Source organism: Porphyromonas somerae DSM 23386 (assembly GCF_000372405.1).
GTDB lineage: Bacteria > Bacteroidota > Bacteroidia > Bacteroidales > Porphyromonadaceae > Porphyromonas_A > Porphyromonas_A somerae.
The window spans coordinates 23,014-45,994 of record NZ_AQVC01000005.1; the positions used below are offsets into that span (position 1 = coordinate 23,014).

Here is a 22,981-nt window from a genome sequence, read left to right on the forward strand (position 1 = left end):
TCATTCTATCACGATTAGAAACCAAGTCTTAGCGTAGCGGTCACCTGCTTAGGTACAGGAGCAGAGACACCACCTGATTGGAAAAACTCTGGGTCTTGCCCTCTCAGCTCTGGATCAGCATAGAGAAGTAGCAGATTGGTAGCTTGAAGCTTTACAGAAGCACTCTTGAGATAATTCAAGCGGCTCTCTAAGAAGTCACGTGGTACATCGTAAGAGAGTGATAGCTCCTTAAGACGTACAAAGTCACCCTTTGCTACCCTAGCTGTAGAGTAGTTGTAGGCATTGTAACCTCTGTCGCTATTACCATTATAGTACACATCTAGTTGAGAAAGCACCTTAGGTATATTGGTGATCTTTTCATCACCAGGCACCATCCAACGGTCTTGGAAATCCTTAGGTGTAGCGTCTAGGTCACTATACCAGCTTCTGAATACAGGATTAAGCCTCAACTTATTTCCACCTGAGTAAGTAATGAATACGTTGAGTCGAAAGCCTTTGTAGGTAAAGATGTTACCAAAACTACCATTAATAGTAGGATCAATTGGTCCTTCATACTTCAGGTAATCGATATTCTCACGATCCTGGAAGTTGATAGCACCATAATTGTCTTTTGTAATCTTATTCCCATTGATATTAAATACAGGGAATCCTTCTTCATCAAGTCCATCAAAAGGAATTGAGAAAAGTCCACGTACTGGGTAACCTTCACGGGCAAATCCAGTACCAGTAATAAAGTCGATCACACGACTACGATTATCAAGCTTAGTTACCTCATTGGAGTTGTAACCAAAGATAAAGCTAGTAGTCCAGCCGAAGTCCTTTGTCTTGATATTTTGAGTTGATAGGGAAACTTCTAGACCGTGACTCTTCATAGAGGCTACGTTACCGATTCTATTAACTTCACCACCTACACCTTGAGTATTGGTATACCCAATCAAGTCAAAGTTATTACGCTTATACCAGTCAACAGCTAGATTAATCCTATTATTCAAGAAACCTACATCAGCACCCACATTGAGCTCGTGCTTTTTCTCGTAGGTAAGTCCACTATTCTCTAGATTACGCACCTCTAGTCCCGACTCAGTTACACTTGCCGATGGTCTCCATGGATTATAGCTTCCAATGATCACACGAGAGTTGGTTACCCAGCGTGGACCTGCATCTGCAGTCAGTGAGTAAGATGCTTTAAGCGTTAGGTTAGAAAGCACATCCGAAAGGTGATCGCGGAAGAAATCCTCTTCATGAGCATTCCAAGCGGCTGCAACGTTCCAAGTAGGCAACCAGCGAGCCTTACGTGTTTTTCCCAAACGGTTAGAACCCTCATAGCGTCCAGTAGCAGTCAATGTATACTTACCTTGATAAGAATAGGTAGCCGTAGCAAAGAAAGCTAGTGTACGTACACGTGTATTGTATAGGTAGTAGTAATCTGAATTACCCTCCTTCATGTGCTTAAAGGCATTATATTCCCAGAAAGGTACTTCACCATTGGAGTATTGCATACCCCATCCATCAAATCCATCACTAGACCTATCCTGAGCATTGAGCTCCATACCAGCATAAGTGTTGAAGATGTGGCTCTCACCAAATACTGTATTGTACTGACCTGATAGGCGGAAGTCGTAGCTGTACATCTTATAGTTATTGATGTTGTAGAATCCACCATTAGGAAGTATACTAAATGGTAGTGAATTGGGCTTATCTGGGTCGGTGTATAGCCATGGGTTCCGATCTACAATGGTCGCATCCCCCATTGCACGATAGGCAAGAGCCTGGTTGGAGCCGTCCTTAATCTTATGCTCCTGTTTTGTACCAGAATACTTAAATGCTCCAAGTGCCTTAAAAGTAAGACTCTGTATAGGTTTGTAACTTATTTCGCCCTGAACTTAGCATCAAATACATCTAGATCCATATAGTTATTCTCCAACTCCTTATGAATATTAAATGGAGCATAGTTACGGGTATAAGCTACGTTAGGATCCAAAGTTCTACTCGTATTGAGTGCATACGAATAGGGGTTAATATCAAAGTCTCTTGATACTGTACCATTTACAGCATCCGTTCCTTGACTTAGAGAACCTGGTGCTTTCTGCTTACGATAAGAGACATTAGCAATCGCATTGATATTCACTTTATCACTGAAGTGATAAGTATTATTGAGATTAGCGGTATACCTATTGACATTACTTGCCACCATCCACCCTGGGTCAGTCATTACAGAGAGGGATACATAGGTCTGATTTTTTTCAGTACCCGAACTCATACTGATTGAGTGATTCATCATTACAGCTGGTGAGAAAAGCTCCGCAAACCAGTCAGTATTCCTCATTTCAGCAGCACGGAGGTAATCAGCACGTGCCTCAGGTGTATTAGGCAGTCCCCACTGACCAGTGGTAGGATTGTATTGGTGAGTTAGTTGGTACATTCTACCATACTCTCCAGAGGTGCTACTCCTGAAAGTCTCTGCAAAAGTAAGCCATCCCTTTTGACGTAGCTCCTCGTAAAAGCCCATCTGGTCTTGAGAATTCATAATATTGAATTCATTGTAAGATGGAATTAATCGAGAGGTAAATTCGCCCGTGTAACTAAAGCTACTCGTACCCGATTTACCCTTTTTAGTAGTGATCACAATCACACCTGCCATCGCCTTGGCACCATAAATAGAAGTCGCACTACCATCCTTCAAAATTTGGAAGCTCTCAATGTCATCAGGGTTAAGCCCTGCAATCGCAGAGCTGATCAATGTGGTAGCATCTCCCGAGCTAAGAGCATCGGCACTTACCTCCACCACATTTTCCTGAATTACACCATCAACTACCCATAGAGGCTTTGAATCACCATAAATAGAAGTGGCACCACGTACTCTAATCTTTGGAGCTGTACCAAAAGTACCAGATACGTTTTGAACCGTTACACCAGCTGATCTTCCCTCGAGACCACGGCTTAGGTCCGCAACGCCATCTAGCTTGACATCCTTTGCATCTAGCTTATCTGTAGCTCCTGTAAAAAGACGTTTATCCTGAGCAACCATACCTGTCACTACTACTGTCTCTAGCATCTCGGCGGATTCTTTGAGCTTGATAGTGACGGGGCCTGCGTTTTTCACGGTAAACTCTTGCTCCTCTAGTCCTACAAAGGAGATAACTAAGACATCACCTACCTTACACTCTAGTGAAAACTCTCCATCGAGATTGGTATTGGTTCCTTTGTTTTGGTTTTTGATACGAATGGTAGCCATAGGTATGGGCTCACCATTAGAAGCTTCGAGTACCACCCCTTTTAGGGTAATGGTCTTAGCTTGTACCTCCACTGAAGTTTTGCTCGAACTCTCGTCATTGGCAAGTAGCTCATTAGATGAGTTACTTACGACGGGGAGCAGAAAACAGGCTATTGGAAGTAGCCAAGCCTTGCGTTCTATTCTTCTCATAAATTCAGTAAAAAAGTTATTAATTAGCTTTTAATTGTTCAGGTTAAAGAGGTCTTTTCACAGTCCTCAGAATACTTAAGAACTCAAATATAGGTATAATATTTCTTATATTCAAATTTGTGTAAAAAAAAAAACGCTAAAATCACAGGGAAAATAGAGGTAGGTTATCTCTGGTTTATTTTTAATGTATAACTAAAGCGTATAGAAATTGGAAAAAGTGAATAGGATAGAATACCGTTTATCCCAGTGCTCTCTACTTTCGTCTGCAGAGGTTTTCCACCGTTTCCACACGCCTCTTTATTCTATTTATATATTTGGTTGGGAGTAGGGGAAGGGAATATATAGATGGGATTTTGTTTAGATGGTAATAGAATATGATAAAGCCTGTGGATTGTGTGAGTAGAGTAAAAGCTACGGTGAAGTTACGAAGCTATGACCAATGCGATGTATTTGCTTTGCACCTATCTCCACAATCTATTCACATTTTACCCACACTCCTTTCCCCCTATAATGCTCAGAAAAGAAGCATCTATGTGAATAACGCTATAGTATCCTGTGGATAACTTTTAGAGAGCTAATGATAGTGGGTGAGGGTGTTGGGGAATGTGTGTGTAATTAGTTGGTAACTTTTTCGTGATAACTATTGTGATTCTCCAACCTTTTTGTAGTAAGAAATTAATTGAGAATACCTATTTTTTAGCCCAAAAGTTATCAAGAAGTTTTTCACACTCTATTCACACCTCTATCCACAATGAATTTGTTCACGCATTATGAAGGTCTTGCCGTAGGGCATTTATAGGTGTGCCTATTTAACACGGACCTCTACCGAGGTCCTTTCCCCAATAATACTCCAATGAGTTTATTTGACGAATATATATTGACTAAGCTATACTGAGAATGATATGCCCAGCTCTTCAACTCCCTAACAGTTAGTTTAACTTCTTTGTATCGCTATATTTTTTTCTTCTTGGTAGGAGGGTAAAAGTTGAGTTGCAACTAAGCGATTAGCGAGTTGCAACTAAGCGATCGACGAGTTGCAACTCAGTAATTGCTTAGTTGCAACTCAGTTTTTTATGAGATGAGGGTATTGAATATCAGTGGGTTAGAAAATCCTCTACTTCGGTGTTTTTTTAACCATTTTCAATGTTATATAAAAAGGAATGGGAGCAGTGGTTTTACACTACTCCCATTCCTTATAAGTGGGCTATACATCACTCAACAAAATAGATAGAATAGTAATGAATACTTTCTCAAAAATAGTGTATATATAGCCCTTTTACCTTCTCTTTAGTGCATCAACTTATAGGCTCCTTCTTGGTCACCCAATTGGTATAGAGCCGTTGCACGTAGATAGTTCTCATCACTGGTTTTAGGCAGAGTATTCAGAAGCTCCAGTGCCTCTTTGCTCTTTTCAGGCTCCCACTTGAGGATAGCTAGGGCTAGGTTGTAGCGAGCAATAGGATCCTCCTTACCAAATCGTTTATTGGCATAGCGAAGCACTTCTACTGGGCTTTTACCTTGCTGCTCATAGTGATTGATAGCTAGTGCTAGCAACTCGCTATGGCTCATCAGCTCACGCTTCTCTTGGTACACCTTAGGTAGCTCCTCAGTGGTATAGTTACGCACCTTGTACTTTGTCTTAATAGTAGTCCGGCGGAGTGGTGGGTAATACTCAGTAAGGAGCGTCTTGTAGAGAGCTCCTCCATCAATTGCCTTGATATCTGCCTCACGCTCTAGATCGGTATCGTACTTATCAATGATTGCGATCACTTGATCCTTGAATGAAGCAGTTGAATTGAATAGTGCGTGGCGAAGGCCTGCCCAGTCTTCACCGCCACCTATCACCTCAAACTCTGCCGCCTTCAGCAAGTCTGGATAAGTAGCCTTCACGTGATTCATCAAAGTATTGGCCCTATTGCGTGAAAGTCTGCGGTTGTAATCAAAGTTACCCTCAGGCGAAGCAAAACCAGTCACCTCTACCTTACCGATGGTAGCTCCAAGCTCATTTAGCTTCAGTGCTTTAGTGATAAATTCATCGATACGTCGGAGTTCGTTTTGATTATCCTTGTAATCCTTCAGCAATTCATAGCGGTCGAGCTTAAAGTTGATATAGCTTACAAACTCCTCTTCATACTCCTTCTGACGCACCACCATAGGCTGGTGATAAGCCATCTTGCTGATATCAGGAATGAATAGCGGAATATCCACAGCCTTTAGAGGATTGCTATAGTTTTGTACACCACAAGAGGCACATCCCGATAGCTCCTCTTGTATCATCAGGGTAGCACTTGCCATCCATGGTTCGAATGGCACCTTTTGTGCAATGGCGAAAGGAGAAGCCTTCACCTCCCTCCACGTGCGTATATCACTGAGTGCTACCTCGGGGTACACCCTTGAGTGTCCGAGGTTATCAGCTCGTTTGATATACTTGTATCGGTTGGACCCTGCCACAAAAGTAGCTGGAAGTTGGCATCTATGCCTTCCATCTTTAGAGACCAGAAGAGGTTGCACCTTAATGATCTCGGTACTCTTCAGCTCTCTCTCTGGAGTTACCTCCAGCTGTATAGAAAGCTGAGCTATAGGGTCGTGCTCAGTAGCAGCGATATACTTCATCACTGGCTCAGAATAGTTCCAAAGGTGAGTGGATTGCTTCCCCTTACTCTGAGCACTTAACATTGGGGCTACCAAGCAAAGGGCTAGTAGCACACCACTTAGTCGCTTTATCATATTCATCATCATTTGTTATTTCAAGAAAAAGACCAAAGAGATAGCTGCCTTAGTAGGGCCTACATAATCGGCCTCACCCTTGCCCTTACAGGCACCGCATGTAGTACTTGGGTACTTGTTGTAGTGGATGCGATTGTATCCTGCACCTAGCTCAAACTCCATGCTAAAGCGGGGAGTAATCAGCCACTGGTATCCTACTGCCAAGCCACCGCCATAAAAGGCGTCTACTTCGTAGCGATTATCCTTCATCACCCCATCTTTATTTTGCAATACAAAGGGGATAGAGATACCGCCCACATTGGCTTGACCACCCTGTGCGTGCAGACCCAAGAACCAGCCGTTAAAGGCTTCGCAGAACCAATACCTCAGCTCTGGCTGTACCATCCAGTGGCTCCACTTTTTGGTTTTGTAGTTCTCTGCAGTGGCATCATTCTCATAGAAAAAGAAGTTCGCCCCATACTGCAGGTCCATGGTCCATTGCTTTCCCAAAGCCACCTCCATCGATAGGTTGGGCGTCAGCAGTGCATCGTAGGCGAGATTGTTTTTGAGTGCCACTGTCTGTGCCTCAGCACGATACGAAGTGGATACTCCGATAAGTAGCACTGCCACTCCCAAAATTAGTCTCTGAAGGAGTAGGGTACTACTTGATTGACATCTATTGCTCATAGTATGTATCCTCAAAAATTAAAAATATCTACAGACCCTTTGCCCCCACTCACTTCAGAAGTAACAATATGATTTAGTGAATAGCGACTTAAAGTCCTATTATTATCTTTGCAAATATACAAAAAGCATACGATATACAAAAAACTCCCCTTCAGACTATTATAAGTCCGAAGGGGGCTTTTTACTTACTCTACAGGGGTGAGCTTTACTTAGCTACACGCTCCTGTACTACAATCTCCATACCTCTTTTGAGGGCATCGAGGTTGAGTGGGATCAACTTGTGGTGGCGCTCAGGAAGACTCTTCTTGAGACCCGCCTCAATATTATTGATATCCACCATTGGGGCTACCTTAAGCAGACCACCCAATACGATGATGTTAAATACCTTGGTATTATTCATCTTTACACTCTCGTCCACGGCATCTACGCGGAATACATTGATATCATCACGCTCAGGTACGTGGGAGACACCGTTGCTATCATAGAGGACGATTCCACCCTTCTTTACCATAGGTAGGAACTTATCCATGGATGGCTGATTGAGCACAATCGCTACATCATACTCATTGAGGATAGGCGAACTGATCCCCTCCTCGCTGATAATCACCGTCACGTTGGCAGTACCACCACGCTGCTCAGGGCCATAAGATGGCATCCAGCTCACCTCTTTGCCACCCATTAGTCCTGAGTAGGCAAGGATCTTACCCATAGAGAGGACTCCTTGTCCTCCAAATCCCGAAATAACTATCTCGTAACTCTTTTTCATCTCGCTTATCGATTTAATGGGTTAAATATCTTTGAGGTCTCCGAGTGGATACTGTGGGAACATATTCTCCTCCAGCCACTTATTAGATTGCTCTGGGCTCTTCTTCCAGCCACTATTGCAGGTAGATACTATCTCAATGATAGAGGTACCCTTGCGATTCATAGAGTTGTTAAATCCCTTCAGGATCGCCTTCTTTGCCTTGCGGATATTACCTGGAGTGTGCACACTCTGGCGAGTGACGTAGCATACACCTGGTAGCTCCTTGAGGAGGTTGGTGATATTGAGTGGGTAGCCATTCAGCTCCACATTACGCCCAGCAGGGCAAGTGGTGGTAGGCATACCTACTAGGGTAGTAGGAGCCATCTGACCGCCTGTCATACCGTAGATAGCGTTGTTGATAAAGATAATGGTGATATTCTCACCACGGTTAGCAGCATGAATGGTCTCGGCAGTACCGATAGCAGCAAGGTCGCCATCACCTTGGTAGGTAAATACCAAGTGGTCAGGATTCAGGCGCTTGATAGCGGTAGCAAGTGCAGGTGCACGTCCGTGAGCTGCCTCCTGAAAGTCTACATCTATATAGTTGTAGGCAAATACCGCACACCCCACAGGGGCTACACCTACGGTGCGGTCCTTCATTCCCATCTCCTCTATAGACTCAGCTACCAGCTTATGTACCACGCCGTGGCTACAGCCAGGGCAGTAGTGCATCACCGCATCGGTGAGTAGCTTTGGTCTCTCGTATACTAGGTTTTCGGGCTTTACTAGCTGTGATACATCCACAGAGGTCTCGCCCATTATCTGTTGTTTGATTTCCATAATTATCTATCTATTTAATAGGTCAAATATCCTTTTTAGAGATCTCATTCTCTAGCGATTGCTTTCTCTCCTTACGTAGCTTACGCTTCATATAGTAGCGCCGGCCGTATTGAAAAAGGCGAAGCACCACTGCCACCCCACCCACATATAGAAATATAGTGCGGTCGGAGATGGTAAAGAAGATCACAAAGGCAGCGACTGCCACGAGCATAAATAGCACCGTGAGTAGCTGGTCTATACTATCGCTAACGTACATCGGTTGGTGGTCTCTAAAAAAGGTCACTTATCCAATATGATTACCAGCCAAAGCTCTTAGCCATAGCCTCCTTGATCTCGCCTGGGGCAAAGATCATACCACCCATACGACCGTAGTGATATACAGGGCACTTGCCATTAACGGCAAGGCGTACATCCTCTACCATCTGGCCAGCATTGAGCTCTACACTGATAAAGCCCTTAGCCTTCTGTGCTAGCTCAGCGATACGCTTAGTGGGGAATGGCCAAAGGGTGATTGGGCGGATCAATCCTACCTTCTTACCCTCAGCTCTACAGAGTTCTACCACCTTCTGAGCGATACGGCTACTAGAGCCAAAGGCCACGATGATATACTCAGCATCCTCCGTTTGGATCTCCTCATAGCGTACCTCCTTCTCCTCCATCTCGCGGTACTTAGCCTGGAAGCGGTGGTTATTCTCCTCCATCACTTGCGACTGCAGCTCCAGAGAGGTGACAATAGCTCTATGATCACCATCGTGACCGATCGTTGCCCACTTATAATTCTTACGGATCTCCTCCTCCGTCATACGAGGCTTCTGCTCAGGGAGGTGAACCTTCTCCATCATCTGTCCGATCACTCCATCCGAAAGGATCATCACAGGGTTGCGATACTTAAAGGCGAGGTCAAATCCGAGGCCTACAAAGTCGGTCATCTCCTGTACCGAGTTGGGGGCAAGTACTAGGAAGTGGTAGTCGCCATGACCGCCACCCTTAGTAGCTTGGAAGTAGTCACCTTGGCTAGGCTGGATAGTACCCAGACCAGGGCCACCACGCATCACGTTGGCCACGACGCAAGGAAGCTCGGCACCAGCCAAGTAGCTAGCCCCCTCCTGCATCAAGCTCCAGCCTGGGCTAGAGGTAGTGGTCATCACACGCTTACCGCAGGCAGCACCACCATACACCATATTAATAGAGGAGATCTCACTCTCCGCCTGAAGCACCACCATACCGGTGGTCTCCCAAGGAGCCTGCTCCATCAAGCACTCCAATACCTCACTCTGTGGGGTGATAGGATACCCGAAGTATCCATCCGCACCAGCACGGATCGCACCGATGGCTAGTGCCTCATTACCTTTCAATAGTTTTGCTTCTTTTTCCATACTTTTCTTATAGGTTAATGTCTACTTCGTTAGTTACTTCTTAGCTCTATAGACTGTGATACATGCGTCGGGGCATACTAGCCCGCAATTGGCACACCCGATACAATTCTCGGGATTAGCCATATAAGAGAAGTGATACCCTTTGTCGTTGATCTCGACAGGGTGCATTGCTAGGGTACCTGTCGGGCAAGCCACGGCACAGAGGTTACACCCCTTGCAGCGAACTTGGTCGATCACCACGGTCCCTTTTACTGTCTTAGTCATGTGGTTTTGGTTTTTAAGTGTTATTATATTCAGTTAGGTTGTACTCGTATTGCTACGTCTTCCCAAAGTTACAAAAAGGTTGTCACATTTACCAAATATCAGCCCAATTATTTTTAGTACCTTTGACCTATAGAATGAATAAAAGGTGGTCATATAGGTTGTCCGACCCGATTAAGCGTCTGTGATTGGGATGGGATTCGAACCCATAAACCATCCACAAAAGGTCGGACAAAACGATAAGATATAGATAATATAATGGAGAGAAGTAAGATAGAAGAGCTGTATAGGTGTTACCTCGAGTGTGGTATGGAGGTCTCCACCGACAGTCGCAGAGTAGGGGAGGGGGTGCTATTTTTCGCTCTGGTGGGCGACCGCTTTGATGGCAATGAATATGCCCTCTCGGCCCTCGAGAAGGGGGCGAAGTTTGCGGTGGTCTCTCGCCCCGAGCTGGCAGAGCGGGAGCCTAGATGCCTACTGGTAGAGGATACCCTTGTGGCACTTCAAGCCCTCGCCAGCCACCACCGCGACCAATATCCACACCTTAAGGTGCTAGGGATCACCGGTACCAATGGCAAGACTACCACTAAGGAGCTCACCGCAACGATCCTGACCCACGCCGAGGTGCCGACCCTCTACACTGAGGGCAATCTCAATAACCACATCGGCGTACCGATCACCCTCCTACGACTTCGCCCCGAGCATCAGGTGGCAATCATCGAGATGGGTGCCAGTAAACGTGGTGATATCAAGGAATTGGTAGAGATTGCCCACCCCTCGGTAGGCGTCATCACCAACGTAGGGCGAGCCCATCTCGAGGGCTTCGGTTCGCAACAAGGTATCCTAGAGACGAAGAGCGAACTCTTTGATTACCTTTTGGCACATCACGGCAAGATCATCCTCAATATGGACGACCCACTCCTACGGGAGCGGTGGCAAGGGAGCGAAAGCATCGGCTTCGGCATCACCACGCACTCCACAATACAAGGGGCTGAGGTGGCGTGCAACCCATATCTCAAGATGAAGCTGCTTATCCATGGCGAGTGCCAGCACATCACCTCGCAATTGGTGGGCAAATACAACGCCTACAACATTTTGGCCGCCACCGCTCTTGCCACAAGCTGTGGTATCTCCGCAGAAAAAGTGGCTGAGGCGATTGCCTCTTACCACCCTTCCAACCACCGTTCGCAGTTGGTGGTGGGGCAAAAAGGACGTCAAATCATTGCCGATGCCTACAATGCCAATCCCTCCAGTATGATGGAGGCACTCGAGAATATCTTGGCACAGCACTCCGCCCACAAGCTGGTGCTTCTCGGCGATATGCGAGAGCTGGGGCAAGATAGCCTAGCGGAGCACCAAAGTATAATAGATTGGCTCACCCACCACCCCGAGATCACCCCACTTCTTTGTGGCGAAGAGTTTGCCAAAGTGGCTCAGGAGGGGATGCAGCACTTCCCCACCAATAGCGACCTAGAGCACCACTTACAGGAGATCAAAGAGCTTCCTTCCGACCTCGTTATCCTGGTCAAAGGGTCCAATGGGATAGGGCTAGAGAAGCTCCTACCACTACTTGAAACGATGATCAATAGTTAAAAGCCTATGGACCACGCAGTACTTATTGCCTTTGGGCTCACCCTCTTTGCAGGCCTCTCCACCGGAATAGGAAGTGCCATTGCCTTCTTTAGCAAGCGCACCAATACTAGCATGCTCTCCCTCTCGCTAGGGCTCTCGGCAGGAGTGATGATCTACATCTCCTTTGTAGAGCTTTATGCCACATCGCTCGCCAATATGGCCGATATCTACGGAAAGTCCATGGGTCACCTTTATGCCCTTCTCAGCTTTTTCGGCGGTATCCTATTGATTATGGTGATTGACCTACTGGTGCCCGAGAGAGACAACCCACACGAGATAGTAGAGGTAGAGATGATGAATCAACCTCACAAACCCACCCCCCTATCTACCTCAGCCCTCGCACGTACTGGTCTGATTTCGGCTGTGGTCATTGCCATTCACAACTTCCCCGAGGGAATGGTCACCTTCCTCACCGCCCTCGAAGAGCCAACCCTAGGGCTACCGATTGCTATTGCCATTGCGATCCACAATATCCCAGAGGGCATCTCAGTCTCAGTACCTATCTACTACGCCACTGGCAATCGTGCCAAAGCCTTTTGGATTTCTTTCTCAAGTGGGTTGGCAGAGCCATTGGGTGCCCTCATTGGCTATTTATTACTTCGGCCCTACCTCACCCCAAGCCTCTTTGGCGTACTCAATGCGATGATTGCCGGCATTATGGTCTACATCTCCCTCGATGAGCTCCTTCCCGCAGCCGAGAAGTACGGCAAGCACCACTTCGCCATCATCGGTGTGATCGCCGGCATGCTCATCATGGCGCTCACCCTCGTAATCCTATAACACACCAATGGGCTTTCACCTTCAATTGATTTATTTGTTGTAAGTTTGTAGTCAGAAAAAACCAATAATACTATTATGACTATCAAGACCACAACCCCTTCCAGTAATGGGATCAAGGTGCTACTTATCTATACAGGTGGCACAATAGGTATGCTAGAAAACCCCATCACAAAGGGTTTGGAAGTATGCGACTTTGCCTATGTGGCAGAGCATGTGCAGGAGATCAGTCAGCTCCCCTTCGGTATTGATACCCTCACCTTTGAGCCACCCTGTGACTCTAGCGATGCGGGTACAGACCTATGGGTGCAGATTGCTGAGATGGTGACCAAGTACTACGATGCGTACGATGGATTTGTAGTACTTCACGGTACCGATACCATGGCTTATACCGCCTCTGGGCTCAGCTTTATGTTCGAAAACCTTGGCAAACCAATTATCCTAACCGGTTCTCAAGTGCCGATTGGCAAGCTTCGGACCGATGGCAAGGAAAATCTACTCACCGCCCTTGAGGTGGCAGCGAGCAAGGATAGTGAGGGTAGGGCGGCAGTCAATGAGGTGTGTATCCTCTTCAATAACAACCTTATCCGTGGCAATAGAGCTACCAAGGTGAGTGCTGACCAATTCAATGCTTTCCAATCGCCCAACTACCACAATCTTGCGGAGATAGGGATTGAGATCGACTTCAATCAGCACTCAATGCTACCACATCCCACTGGTCCACTGACTACCCACACTAAGTTGGATACCAATGTGCTCCTCCTCAAGCTATTCCCTGGCCTATCACCCGAGGTGATTGATGCTTGCTTCAATGCCCCTGGTCTGCGTGGAATAGTGCTAGAGACCTTTGGCAGTGGCAATGCCCCCTCCAATGAGCGCTTTATGAAAGTGGTGAGAGAGGGGGTGGCACGTGACATCGTCATCGTTAACGTCACCCAATGCCCTCAGGGCAAAGTTCAGATGAAGCGATACGAGACGGGGCGGACACTCCTCAGTGCCGGCGTGCTCAGTGGCTATGATATGACCGCTGAGGCAGCGGTAGCTAAGCTGATGTATCTCCTTGGACTGCTGGAGGATAGCGAGCAGGTGAAGCACTATATGGGCGTCAACCTCAGAGGCGAATTTTCGCCTTTCTGATGCATGGAGCTGTCTGAAGAGATACTAGGCCCGCTATTTCGTCAAGGCAATGGTGAGCCAGCCCTCACCTTTGTGAGCCTCAGCAGTGGAAGCTGTGGCAATTGTGGGCTCCTCACCTATGGCGAGCAGACCATTGTCCTAGATGCGGGAATCGGTATCCGTAAGTTTCAAAAGCACCTTGAGCAGTTGGCGATCAATCCCAAGCAGATTGTGGGGATATTCATCACCCACGACCACAACGACCATACCCGAGCAGCCGCACGATTGGCACATAAGTTCCAATGGCCCATCTACGCTAGTCCTGCCGTGGTGCGCTCCCTTTTATATCACCGTATGGCGAGCGCCGAACTATCGGCCTATATGAAGCGCATAGAGGTGGGCGGAGAGGTGGCTCTTGGTAACCTACGTATTCGAAGCTTTGAGGTGCCACACGACGCCACAGAGAATGTAGGCTATGCCATAGATACCCCGGTAGGTCGGTTTACCTTTGTCACCGATATAGGACAGGTGACCCCGACGGTGGTGGCCGAGGTAGCTGCTGCCGACTTCCTCGTTTTTGAGAGCAATTACGATCGTGAGATGCTCCAGAATGGCAGCTACTCCTTTCATCTCAAAGAGCGGATCACTAGTGGAATAGGGCACCTCAGCAATCACGAGTCGGCAAAGATGCTCTCCGAGCATATCAGCGACCGCCTCCGCTTCCTAGCCCTCTGCCACCTCAGTGGCGAAAATAATACTCCCGAACTCGCCCTCACTACCCACCTCAATGCCCTCCAGCACCGAGAGCTTACAGACCTACAGGTAGTTGTACTCAAACGTGGCGAGTGCTCCCCCATCTACCACCTCCGCTAAGCCAGTATTGGGTTTACATCTATTCGTCCTTGTGTGATAGTCTCTATTACACGAAATCTACTGCCCCTTAAAATCCTTTTCTGACTAATTTATAACTTGCTGATTTACAGTATCCTATATAGACAGAAAATGAGATGCAACTAAGCAATCGGTTAGTTGCAACAAAGCAAATGCTTAGTTGCAACTCGTCATTTGCTTAGTTGCATCTCAACTTTTTCTCTACTCTACCAACAATTGAAATGGGGTATAATTCTACTTTTATAGACCGTTAAAAATTGGTGATGGACAATTCAAAATTAACCTATTGCATCATTCAAAAATAGTTGGTAACTTTGCACATCAATTTGAGAGACCCCTTTTTACCCACTTTTTAGGGGGTTCAAAAAGATAAGTCACTCAAATAGATAGAGTTAAGAGAGGTGCTGTCGCAGACCATATTCCATTAAAACAAGGATTAAGACTTTATAAACGTATCCTGACCGCCTACCAATAGGGGTCGCAGACCATATTCCACTAGAACAAGGATTAAGACGTTACCTTGCTTGTGTCAAAGCTAGACAAGTCTAAACGGTCGCAGACCATATTCCATTAGAACAAGGATTAGGACACAGTGAACCCTGCTGGATTTTTTCTCGAGATTTCGTTTCAGAGTATATATTCCATTAAAACAAGGGTTAAGACAGTGCACACGCAAAGCTATCACAAATGACTTTGCGTGTGCATAGTCAACAGCGTCTGTAGGAGGTACAGAATGGTTGAGATGCAAGGGCTAAGGATGCGGAGTGGGTGGATGCTGGACAGCAGGCCCTCATCTGGGTGAAGGAGTTGTGCTCAGGTACGTGACAGATGAGGGACAATGATAGTAACGTTGCAGTGAGCGAATCTGCAACGTTGCCCTTTTTGGGGGACTCTCTATCTAGCTATTTCTTTATCTCCCGTTTCATTGTCTTAAATGTTAATATAACCTTGATGGCAAATTATTTATAGGTACTGCCAGGGATTACGCATTAGAAGAGACAGTTGTACGAATGATGAAATACAATCTGTAGAGGATAATGGCGTAAGGACCTCGGCAGAGGTCCCTCTTAAATAGGCACAGGTCGAAGGGGCGTTAGCCCCGAACGACCTGTGTGTAAGAGCATATTCACCACCTCCTTGACCCCGGCTGAGGGGTCAGACCTCTAGATTGGATTGTCCGACCCCTCAGCCGGGGTCGTAAGGGTATTTTACACCATCTATACACAGGTCTTCGGCACTGCGTGCCTTGACCTGTGCCTATTTAGCACGGACCTCTCCGAGGTCCTTACTCATAGAACCCCGCTAAAATCATACGGCGTGAGCTTTCTATCACGTCCTCCCCTGGCTTGTGGCACACGTGTGAATAGGGCTTCTTAGATTTTTTGTACCTTTGTGATTGTAGGTAATACAATTTTTGATGATGTGATGTAAGCTATGAGACTTCCCGACCCTTTTTTACCGATTGTAGATGTTCCTAGGGCGTATGCTAAGAAGTATGCCAAGGAGACTTGTCTCTTAACCCGTAACCCACTCTCTGGGAGTTGGGAGGAGATGACGTGGGCTCAGTTTGGGAGCATTGTGCAGAGGATAGCGGTGTCGATGCTTCACAATGGTGTGGAGCGTGGCGACCGTATTGCTATCTTTTCGGAGAATTCCGAGCTATTTCTAGCCACCTATCTTGCCTCCTTTGAGGTGGGGAGCATTGCGATCCCTTTTTATGCCTCTAGTTCTGCCACCCAAGTGCGTATGATGCTGGAGCATAGTGAGACGCACCTTCTCTTTGTGGGCGAGCAGGATCAGTATCTTGCTGCTATTGAGGCGATATCAGGGATGGAGCAAAAGGTACAATTGGTACTCTTTGATCGTGCGATTGAACGAATAGGGGAGGATAAGGAGTCGCTATATATTGAGGACTTCCTACGCATCGCTGAGGGTAGAGGGTTGGAGGTAGAGCTGGAGAAGCGTCGGGAGCTGTGGGACCTTGATGATACGGCACTTATCCTCTATACGAGTGGTACCAGTGGGGTGCCTAAGGGGGTGCAGATCAGTTTCCGCAGTGTTCAGTGGGCGATCACACAGCACAGCAAGGAGATTGAGGAGATTAAGCCAGGCAATGTCAGTATGAACTTCTTGCCCATGACTCATATCTTCGAAGCGATGTGGTGCTGCCTTTGCCTCTCCATGCGGGTGAAGATAGCCATTAATCGCAATCCAAAGAAGATTCTAGATAGTTTGGCTGAGGTGCGTCCGCACTATATGTGCAATGTACCCCGCTTTTGGGAGAAAGTTTATGTGGGTGTCTATGAAAAGATGCAGAGCTTCCCTCCACTGCTCAAGAAGATTGCCGATGAGTCACTCAGGGTAAGTCGGAAGTACCACTTTGAGTATCGGGCAAAGGGGAGGAAGCCACCTTTCTGGCTCAAGTTACAATATGGCTTTTACTCTATGATTCTATTGAATAGGGTGAAGAAAAAGGTGGGGGTAGAGCGAGGGCTCGTTTTCCCTACTGCTGGTGCTGCTTTAGCCGATAAGGTACAAGCCTTCTTGCTCAGCATCGGGGTGCCGATTGTCTATGGTTATGGTCTTACTGAGACGACTGCCACGGTCACTTATTGCCACATGGATGGCTTTGAATTTGGCTCTATTGGTCGCCCGCTAGGTGGTGTTGAGGTGAAGATTGATGAGCAAGCCGGCGGAGAGATACTAGTCAAGGGAGATACCGTCACCAAGGGTTACTATAAGGCTCCAGAAGCGAATGCTGAGGCGTTTACTAGTGATGGCTGGTTCCGTACGGGCGACCTCGGCTCTATGGACTCTGAGGGGAATCTCTTCTTTAAGGAGCGGGCTAAGGATCTCTTTAAGACGGCGAATGGAAAGTATATTGCCCCTAACGTGATTGAAAACCTACTCACTTCTGATGCCTTTATTGAGCAGGCGGTAGTGATTGCCGATGGTCGTAGCTTTGTGAGTGCCTTGATCTACCCATCGTGGTCGTTAGTGATTGAGGAGCTCAAGAAGAGAGGGGTGGAGAATATCCCAGAGAAGCTTGAAGTACTTTCAAAGCTCCCTGAGGTGTACTCGCTATTGGAGGAGCGGATTGATCTTCAACTCGCGGAGCTGGCTTCGTTTGAGAAGGTCAAGAAGTTTTACCTCCTTACAGAGCCGATGTCAATAGACAATGGCATGCTCACGAATAGTTTGAAGACCAAGAGATTAGTAGTGGAGAAGTATTATGAGGAGGCGATTCGTGACCTCTACTCATATCATCAGTTGCCCGACCTTACGAAGTGATGAGGAAGCTGAGGATAGAGGAGATGGGGCGTATCAGCCCTCAGGAGTATGCCAAGGCTGGGAAGCGACCGATTGTGGTGGTACTGGATAATATCCGAAGTATGCACAACGTGGGGGCTATCTTTCGCACGGCGGATGCTCTAAGGCTAGAGGGACTTTATCTCTGTGGTATTACGGGTCAACCACCTCACTCTGAGATACATAAGAGTGCTCTCGGGGCTGAGGAGGTGGTCGATTGGTGGCACTTTGATCGGACGCAGGAGGCAATTAAGCTCCTAAGAGATAAGGGCTATACTATTTGGTCGCTTGAGCAGGCGGAAGGCTCGGTGAAGTTGCCCAAGCTCAAGGAACATCTAGGCAAGAGCCAACCGATTGCCATTGTGCTAGGCAATGAGGTGGATGGCGTGGACCAAGAGGTGATTGACCTCTCGGATGGAGTGGTGGAGATAGAGCAATATGGCACCAAGCACTCGATGAACGTCAGTGTCGCCGGGGGGATTGTGATGTGGTATCTAAGTGAATTGAGGGAGATAGAGTAAATGACCATGAAGGAGCTATCGGTAGTAGTGGTGGCAGGTGGCAGTGGCAGAAGAATGGGTACGGAGCTACCTAAGCAATATCTGATGCTCAAGGATCACCCGATCATTATCTGGACGCTCCTCAATATCTTTGAGGCGACTCAGGGCTGGGTGGATAGCGAATTGATTTTGGTACGACCCAGCGGTGACCAGGCTTATGTGGAGGAGCTACTCCGTAGTTACCTTCCGAGTTCTATACAGGTTAAGATCACCGATGGGGGTAAGGAACGTGCCGATAGTGTTCAGAATGGTTTGGCACTCGCCACTGGGCGGTATGTGATGATTCACGATGGGGTACGTCCGTTTGTCACGCGTGCAATGTTGCAACGCCTTTGGAGCGCTCGGCAATCTAGGGCGGTGATTCCTGCCATTCTCCCGACCGACTCTATCCGTTTGGTGCAACACGATGGGGCAAATCAGGCCATAGACCGAAGTACCATCCGACTAGTACAGACACCTCAACTATTTGATAGAGAGGTTATTGTGAAGTCCTACCAAGCCTTTAATGAACAGCCTGACCCTACTTGTACCGATGATGCAAGCATTGTGGAGAAGTATGGTGGACTGAATACGACGATAGTAGAGGGGGAGGAACAGAATATCAAACTCACCACACCTAAGGATAGGGTGTTGGCGGAGTGGATTATGGAGGAGAGAGTCAGCAATGAATGATATCCTGAAGCGTGATGTGACCTTTCTAAGAGGAGTGGGGGAGCGAAAAGCTGCCACCCTAAAGAAGGAATTGGAAGTGGAGACGTGGGGGGACCTGCTCTACTACTTCCCTTATCGCCACGTGGATAGGACACGCATCTATACCACCAATGAACTGATTGATGGGATGCCTTATGTGCAACTGCAAGGGGAGATCATCGGTTTTGTGGAGGAGGGAAGAGGTGCTAAGAAGCGTTTGAAGGCTTACTTCAAGGATGCTGTTGGGGTCATTGAACTGGTTTGGTTTAATGGAGCGAGTTATATCCTTAGGTCGCTTAAGGTCAATACGCCCTATACGATTTTTGGAAAGCCCAATAAGTTTGGCGATACCTTTAGCATACCGCACCCTGAGGTGGAGCCTGCAAAGGGACCATTGAGCTCGGTGGGGAAGCTCTACCCGATGTACTCTGCTACGGAGCGTATGAAGCGCTCTGGTCTCAATTCGAGGAACATCAGTGAGCTACAGAAGTATATCCTGATGGAGGTGCATGGGAAGTTGGAGGAGACGTTGCCACAATATATTGTGGAGGGGTACCAGATGCTCTCTATAGAGGAGGCGCTGAGTATGATTCATTTCCCCACTTCTCCCCGTATGCTTCAGCGAGCGCAGGCACGACTCAAGATGGAGGAGCTCTTTTATCTTACGCTGAGGATGCAGTATCTGCACCGTGAACGTAAGGAGGAGACGGTTGGACTGGTGGTGACTCCTAAGGACGATGGTCATTTGACGAAATTTAAGAGGGAAGGACTGAAGTTCCAACTGACAGGTGCTCAAGAGCGGGTGGTAGGAGAACTTCTAGCTGATATGGCGTCGGGCCAGCAGATGAATCGCCTGGTGCAAGGGGATGTGGGAAGTGGTAAGACGGTGGTCGCTCTTCTCTCAATGTTGGCCACGATGGATAGTGGCTATCAAGTTTGTATGATGGCGCCGACGGAGATCCTAGCACAGCAGCACTTTAAGTCGATCTCCAATATGCTGGCGTCGCAAAAGGATATTAGGGTGGCACTGCTGACGGGTTCAATGAAGCAGAAGGAGCGGAAGCCTCTGCTAGAAGCCCTTGCCAATGGGGAGATAGATATCCTTGTGGGCACTCATATTTTGACTCAGGAGTATGTACAATTTCATAACCTTGGTCTTGCAGTCATTGATGAGCAGCATCGCTTTGGGGTTTATCAGAGGAGTGTTCTTTGGGAGAAGAGTCGACACCTGAATCCGCATATCTTGATTATGTCGGCGACACCGATCCCTCGTACCTTGGCGATGACGCTCTATGGCGATTTGGATGTCTCTATTATTGATGAGTTACCGCCCGGGCGTACGCCGATTATTACGAAGCACGCTTATACGCATCAGATGGCAGACGTCAATCAATTTATCTTCCAGCAACTCTCGGAGGGGCGACAATGTTATATTGTCTTCCCATTGATTGAGGAGAGTGAGAAGGTGGATTTGATGAGTCTGGAGGAGGGATATGAGCAGTTTAAGCACGCCTTTCCGGCACATAAGGTAGGAATGGTTCACGGCAAACTAAAGCCAGAGGTGAAGGAGGAGGAGATGCGGAAGTTTGCTAGCGGGGAGACAAATATCTTGGTCGCTACAACGGTAATTGAGGTGGGGGTGGATGTACCGAATGCTACGGTGATGGTGATAACGAGTGCGGAGCGGTTTGGGCTTTCTCAGCTCCATCAGCTACGAGGTCGTGTGGGGCGAGGAAGCCATCAGAGCTATTGTATCTTGGTAAGTGGTGACTCGATTGGGGAAACATCGTTGCAGCGGATTCAGATTATGTGCCAGAGTACGGACGGCTTTTACTTGGCGGAGCAGGACTTAAAAATCAGGGGACATGGTGATATGGAGGGGACACGCCAGAGTGGGGTAGGGCTCGACTTACGTATCGCGGATCTGTCGGAGGACGGTAGGTATGTGCAGTTTTGTAGCAACTTGGTCGGACATATCCTTAAGGAGGATCCGGAGCTTCGGTTGGATAAAAACCGCCTGCTAAGGCTGCGTTTGGATAAGATGCTAGTGAATGAAAAGGATTGGGGATTGATTAGCTAATGAATAAGAAGTACGATATTATTGTAGTGGGAGCAGGGCATGCTGGCTGTGAGGCAGCACGTGCTGCGGCACTACTGGGCTCGGAGGTGCTGCTCATCACTATGGATATGGAGCGGATAGCACAGATGAGTTGCAATCCCGCAGTGGGCGGTATTGCGAAGGGGCAGATTGTGCGTGAGATAGATGCTCTTGGGGGATTTATGGGAAGGGCGACAGATAGAAGTACGATCCAATTTAGGATGCTTAATCGGAGCAAAGGGCCAGCGATGTGGAGCCCACGTGCCCAAACCGATCGTAAGTTATTCTCTCGCCTATGGCGGGAGGAGCTAGAACAGACTCCGCATCTTTCTTTTTGGCAAGATAGCGTGGAGCGGCTATTGATTGAGGACGGGGTACTAAAAGGGGTACAAACTCATCTTGGGGCAAAGTTTATGGCACCAAAGGTGATTTTGGCTAATGGCACGTTCCTCAATGGCGTTATGCACTTCGGGGAGGTACAGATTAAAGGCGGACGTATTGCCGAACCAGCTGCCTACGGACTTACGGAGCAGTTGCTTTCGCTTGGCTTTAAGACGGATCGCATGAAGACGGGTACGCCGATGCGTATTGATGGCACCACGGTTGACTATTCCCTTTGTCAGGAACAGGCGGGTGATGAGGGGTGGCATCACTTTAGTTATGACTCTAATTGTTCTAATAAGGATTTGCCACAACGCTCCTGCTACATCACTTATACCAACGAGGAGGCACATCAAATTCTTCGTGACCACCTCGATGAGGCTCCTCTTTATAATGGTCAGATAGTTTCAATAGGTCCAAGATATTGCCCAAGCATAGAGACCAAGATCGTCACCTTCGCGGAGCGCGACCATCATCAGATATTTATCGAGCCAGAGGGGGTAGATACCAATGAGTGCTACCTCAATGGCTTTAGTAGTTCGATGCCGTATGAGGTGCAAGAAGAGGCGATCAGAAAGATACCTGCCTTACGGAATGTACATATTCTAAGACCTGGTTACGCCATTGAATACGACTTCTTTGACCCGACACAGTTGCACCATACCATGGAGACGAAACTAGTAAAGGGACTTTACTTCGCCGGACAAATCAATGGCACTACGGGTTATGAAGAGGCGGCAGGACAAGGTCTAGTCGCTGGCATCAATGCCCACTTATCGTTCCACGTGGAACAACCTTTTGTGCTCACGAGAGAGCAGGCGTATATCGGCGTGATGATAGATGACTTGGTGACGAAAGGGGTAGATGAGCCTTACCGAATGTTTACTAGTCGTGCCGAGTATCGGATACTCTTGCGTCAGGATAATGCGGATGAAAGACTTACTGAGCTAGGGTATGAGATGGGATTGGTAGGCGAGCAGCAACTGAAGCGGTACCAAGATAAAAAGCGACAGGAGACGGAGCTTCGCAAGCTTACAGAGGAGGTGTCGCTTGAACCTACTACTGCAGTAAATAACTGGCTGACCTCCTTGGGAAGCCAACCCATTCAACGGAAGGTGAGGCTTAAGGAGTTGATTGTTCGCCCTGGCATCACTTACGAGAGCCTTCGCGAGGTTTGTGACGGGGTCAATCGCTTCTACCTTCAGGAAGAGAATGCCGAGGAAGTGGTGGAGTCTGTGGAGATTCGATATAAGTATGATGGCTATATCAAGCGGGAGCAACAATTGGCGGATAAAGCCAAACGCCTAGAGGGCATCAACATTGAGCGAAGATTCGACTATCCCTCTATCAATAGTCTCTCTATAGAAGCACGACAAAAGCTAGATAAGATTCAGCCTTCTACGATAGGACAAGCCTCACGAATTCCAGGCATATCTCCCTCGGATATTAATATTCTGCTCACTCTTATCGGCAGATAGTTTCACGTGG

The 22,981-nt window shown here is 47.5% G+C and carries 16 protein-coding genes and 1 pseudogene; 9 read left to right on the top strand and 8 right to left on the bottom strand.

Annotated elements, in window-relative coordinates:
• Positions 1-14: 14 nt before the first annotated feature.
• The 8 genes and pseudogenes from A3GK_RS10245 to A3GK_RS11135 all read right to left on the bottom strand — a co-directional run bounded on the left by A3GK_RS10245 (position 15) and on the right by A3GK_RS11135 (position 10,042).
• Positions 15-3,307: pseudogene (locus A3GK_RS10245) on the bottom strand (SusC/RagA family TonB-linked outer membrane protein).
• Positions 3,308-4,711: 1,404 nt separating this feature from the next.
• On the bottom strand, positions 4,712-6,151 hold the full coding sequence (locus tag A3GK_RS0101495; protein ID WP_155799403.1) for a DUF3868 domain-containing protein: 1,440 nt from the start codon (positions 6,149-6,151) through the stop codon (positions 4,712-4,714).
• 15 nt (positions 6,152-6,166) lie between these two features.
• Positions 6,167-6,817 (bottom strand): DUF3575 domain-containing protein, encoded by a 651-nt coding sequence (locus A3GK_RS0101500; protein ID WP_018027762.1) that lies wholly within the window; start codon positions 6,815-6,817, stop codon positions 6,167-6,169.
• A 205-nt stretch (positions 6,818-7,022) separates the two neighbouring features.
• A complete protein-coding gene (locus tag A3GK_RS0101505) occupies positions 7,023-7,583 on the bottom strand; it encodes a 2-oxoacid:acceptor oxidoreductase family protein (RefSeq protein WP_018027763.1) in 561 nt (186 codons plus the stop codon).
• A gap of 21 nt (positions 7,584-7,604) precedes the next feature.
• A complete protein-coding gene (locus A3GK_RS0101510; RefSeq protein ID WP_018027764.1) occupies positions 7,605-8,402 on the bottom strand; it encodes a thiamine pyrophosphate-dependent enzyme in 798 nt (265 codons plus the stop codon).
• 22 nt (positions 8,403-8,424) lie between these two features.
• Positions 8,425-8,685, bottom strand: a complete 261-nt coding sequence (locus A3GK_RS0101515; RefSeq protein WP_244860711.1) for a hypothetical protein — start codon at positions 8,683-8,685, stop codon at positions 8,425-8,427.
• Positions 8,686-8,698: 13 nt separating this feature from the next.
• Positions 8,699-9,778, bottom strand: coding sequence for a 3-methyl-2-oxobutanoate dehydrogenase subunit VorB (locus A3GK_RS0101520; protein WP_018027766.1), 1,080 nt, complete (start codon positions 9,776-9,778; stop codon positions 8,699-8,701).
• Positions 9,779-9,811: 33 nt separating this feature from the next.
• On the bottom strand, positions 9,812-10,042 hold the full coding sequence (locus A3GK_RS11135; RefSeq protein ID WP_021903009.1) for a 4Fe-4S dicluster domain-containing protein: 231 nt from the start codon (positions 10,040-10,042) through the stop codon (positions 9,812-9,814).
• 255 nt (positions 10,043-10,297) lie between these two features.
• On the opposite strand from A3GK_RS11135, the gene A3GK_RS0101525 reads away from it, so the two are divergent.
• The 9 genes from A3GK_RS0101525 (at position 10,298) to mnmG (ending at position 22,971) form a co-directional block, all read left to right on the top strand.
• Entirely contained in the window at positions 10,298-11,632 is a 1,335-nt protein-coding gene (locus A3GK_RS0101525; protein ID WP_018027767.1) for a UDP-N-acetylmuramoyl-tripeptide--D-alanyl-D-alanine ligase, read from the top strand.
• 6 nt (positions 11,633-11,638) lie between these two features.
• The gene (zupT, locus tag A3GK_RS0101530) at positions 11,639-12,451 is read left to right on the top strand and encodes a zinc transporter ZupT (protein WP_018027768.1); all 813 of its coding nucleotides are present in this window, start codon (positions 11,639-11,641) and stop codon (positions 12,449-12,451) included.
• Between the two features lie 75 nt (positions 12,452-12,526).
• The gene (locus tag A3GK_RS0101535) at positions 12,527-13,585 is read left to right on the top strand and encodes an asparaginase (RefSeq protein WP_018027769.1); all 1,059 of its coding nucleotides are present in this window, start codon (positions 12,527-12,529) and stop codon (positions 13,583-13,585) included.
• A 3-nt stretch (positions 13,586-13,588) separates the two neighbouring features.
• Positions 13,589-14,437 (top strand): MBL fold metallo-hydrolase, encoded by an 849-nt coding sequence (locus A3GK_RS0101540; protein ID WP_018027770.1) that lies wholly within the window; start codon positions 13,589-13,591, stop codon positions 14,435-14,437.
• A 1,452-nt stretch (positions 14,438-15,889) separates the two neighbouring features.
• Positions 15,890-17,746 carry an AMP-dependent synthetase/ligase gene (locus tag A3GK_RS0101545; protein ID WP_018027771.1) on the top strand — a complete coding sequence of 619 codons (1,857 nt, stop codon included), beginning with the start codon at positions 15,890-15,892 and terminating at the stop codon, positions 17,744-17,746.
• On the top strand, positions 17,746-18,285 hold the full coding sequence (locus A3GK_RS0101550; RefSeq protein ID WP_018027772.1) for an RNA methyltransferase: 540 nt from the start codon (positions 17,746-17,748) through the stop codon (positions 18,283-18,285). Before A3GK_RS0101545 ends, A3GK_RS0101550 begins: the two co-directional genes overlap by 1 nt.
• Positions 18,286-18,291: 6 nt before the next feature.
• On the top strand, positions 18,292-18,996 hold the full coding sequence (ispD, locus tag A3GK_RS0101555; RefSeq protein WP_040575770.1) for a 2-C-methyl-D-erythritol 4-phosphate cytidylyltransferase: 705 nt from the start codon (positions 18,292-18,294) through the stop codon (positions 18,994-18,996).
• Complete coding sequence (gene recG, locus A3GK_RS0101560; protein ID WP_018027774.1) at positions 18,989-21,094, top strand: ATP-dependent DNA helicase RecG; 2,106 nt, start codon at positions 18,989-18,991, stop codon at positions 21,092-21,094. The genes ispD and recG overlap by 8 nt, the downstream gene beginning before the upstream one ends.
• Positions 21,094-22,971 carry a tRNA uridine-5-carboxymethylaminomethyl(34) synthesis enzyme MnmG gene (gene mnmG / locus A3GK_RS0101565; protein WP_018027775.1) on the top strand — a complete coding sequence of 626 codons (1,878 nt, stop codon included), beginning with the start codon at positions 21,094-21,096 and terminating at the stop codon, positions 22,969-22,971. The genes recG and mnmG overlap by 1 nt, the downstream gene beginning before the upstream one ends.
• The last annotated feature ends 10 nt before the right edge of the window (positions 22,972-22,981 follow it).

Coding starts and splice junctions, on each gene's coding strand:
- A3GK_RS0101500 (WP_018027762.1), bottom strand. CDS start 6,817: ATGAGCAATAGATGTCAATCAAGTAGTACCCTACTCCTTCAGAGACTA.
- A3GK_RS0101545 (WP_018027771.1), top strand. CDS start 15,890: ATGAGACTTCCCGACCCTTTTTTACCGATTGTAGATGTTCCTAGGGCG.
- A3GK_RS0101505 (WP_018027763.1), bottom strand. CDS start 7,583: ATGAAAAAGAGTTACGAGATAGTTATTTCGGGATTTGGAGGACAAGGA.
- recG (WP_018027774.1), top strand. CDS start 18,989: ATGAATGATATCCTGAAGCGTGATGTGACCTTTCTAAGAGGAGTGGGG.
- A3GK_RS0101535 (WP_018027769.1), top strand. CDS start 12,527: ATGACTATCAAGACCACAACCCCTTCCAGTAATGGGATCAAGGTGCTA.
- A3GK_RS0101495 (WP_155799403.1), bottom strand. CDS start 6,151: ATGATAAAGCGACTAAGTGGTGTGCTACTAGCCCTTTGCTTGGTAGCC.
- mnmG (WP_018027775.1), top strand. CDS start 21,094: ATGAATAAGAAGTACGATATTATTGTAGTGGGAGCAGGGCATGCTGGC.
- A3GK_RS0101540 (WP_018027770.1), top strand. CDS start 13,589: ATGGAGCTGTCTGAAGAGATACTAGGCCCGCTATTTCGTCAAGGCAAT.
- A3GK_RS11135 (WP_021903009.1), bottom strand. CDS start 10,042: ATGACTAAGACAGTAAAAGGGACCGTGGTGATCGACCAAGTTCGCTGC.
- ispD (WP_040575770.1), top strand. CDS start 18,292: ATGAAGGAGCTATCGGTAGTAGTGGTGGCAGGTGGCAGTGGCAGAAGA.
- zupT (WP_018027768.1), top strand. CDS start 11,639: ATGGACCACGCAGTACTTATTGCCTTTGGGCTCACCCTCTTTGCAGGC.
- A3GK_RS0101510 (WP_018027764.1), bottom strand. CDS start 8,402: ATGGAAATCAAACAACAGATAATGGGCGAGACCTCTGTGGATGTATCA.
- A3GK_RS0101520 (WP_018027766.1), bottom strand. CDS start 9,778: ATGGAAAAAGAAGCAAAACTATTGAAAGGTAATGAGGCACTAGCCATC.
- A3GK_RS0101550 (WP_018027772.1), top strand. CDS start 17,746: ATGAGGAAGCTGAGGATAGAGGAGATGGGGCGTATCAGCCCTCAGGAG.
- A3GK_RS0101525 (WP_018027767.1), top strand. CDS start 10,298: ATGGAGAGAAGTAAGATAGAAGAGCTGTATAGGTGTTACCTCGAGTGT.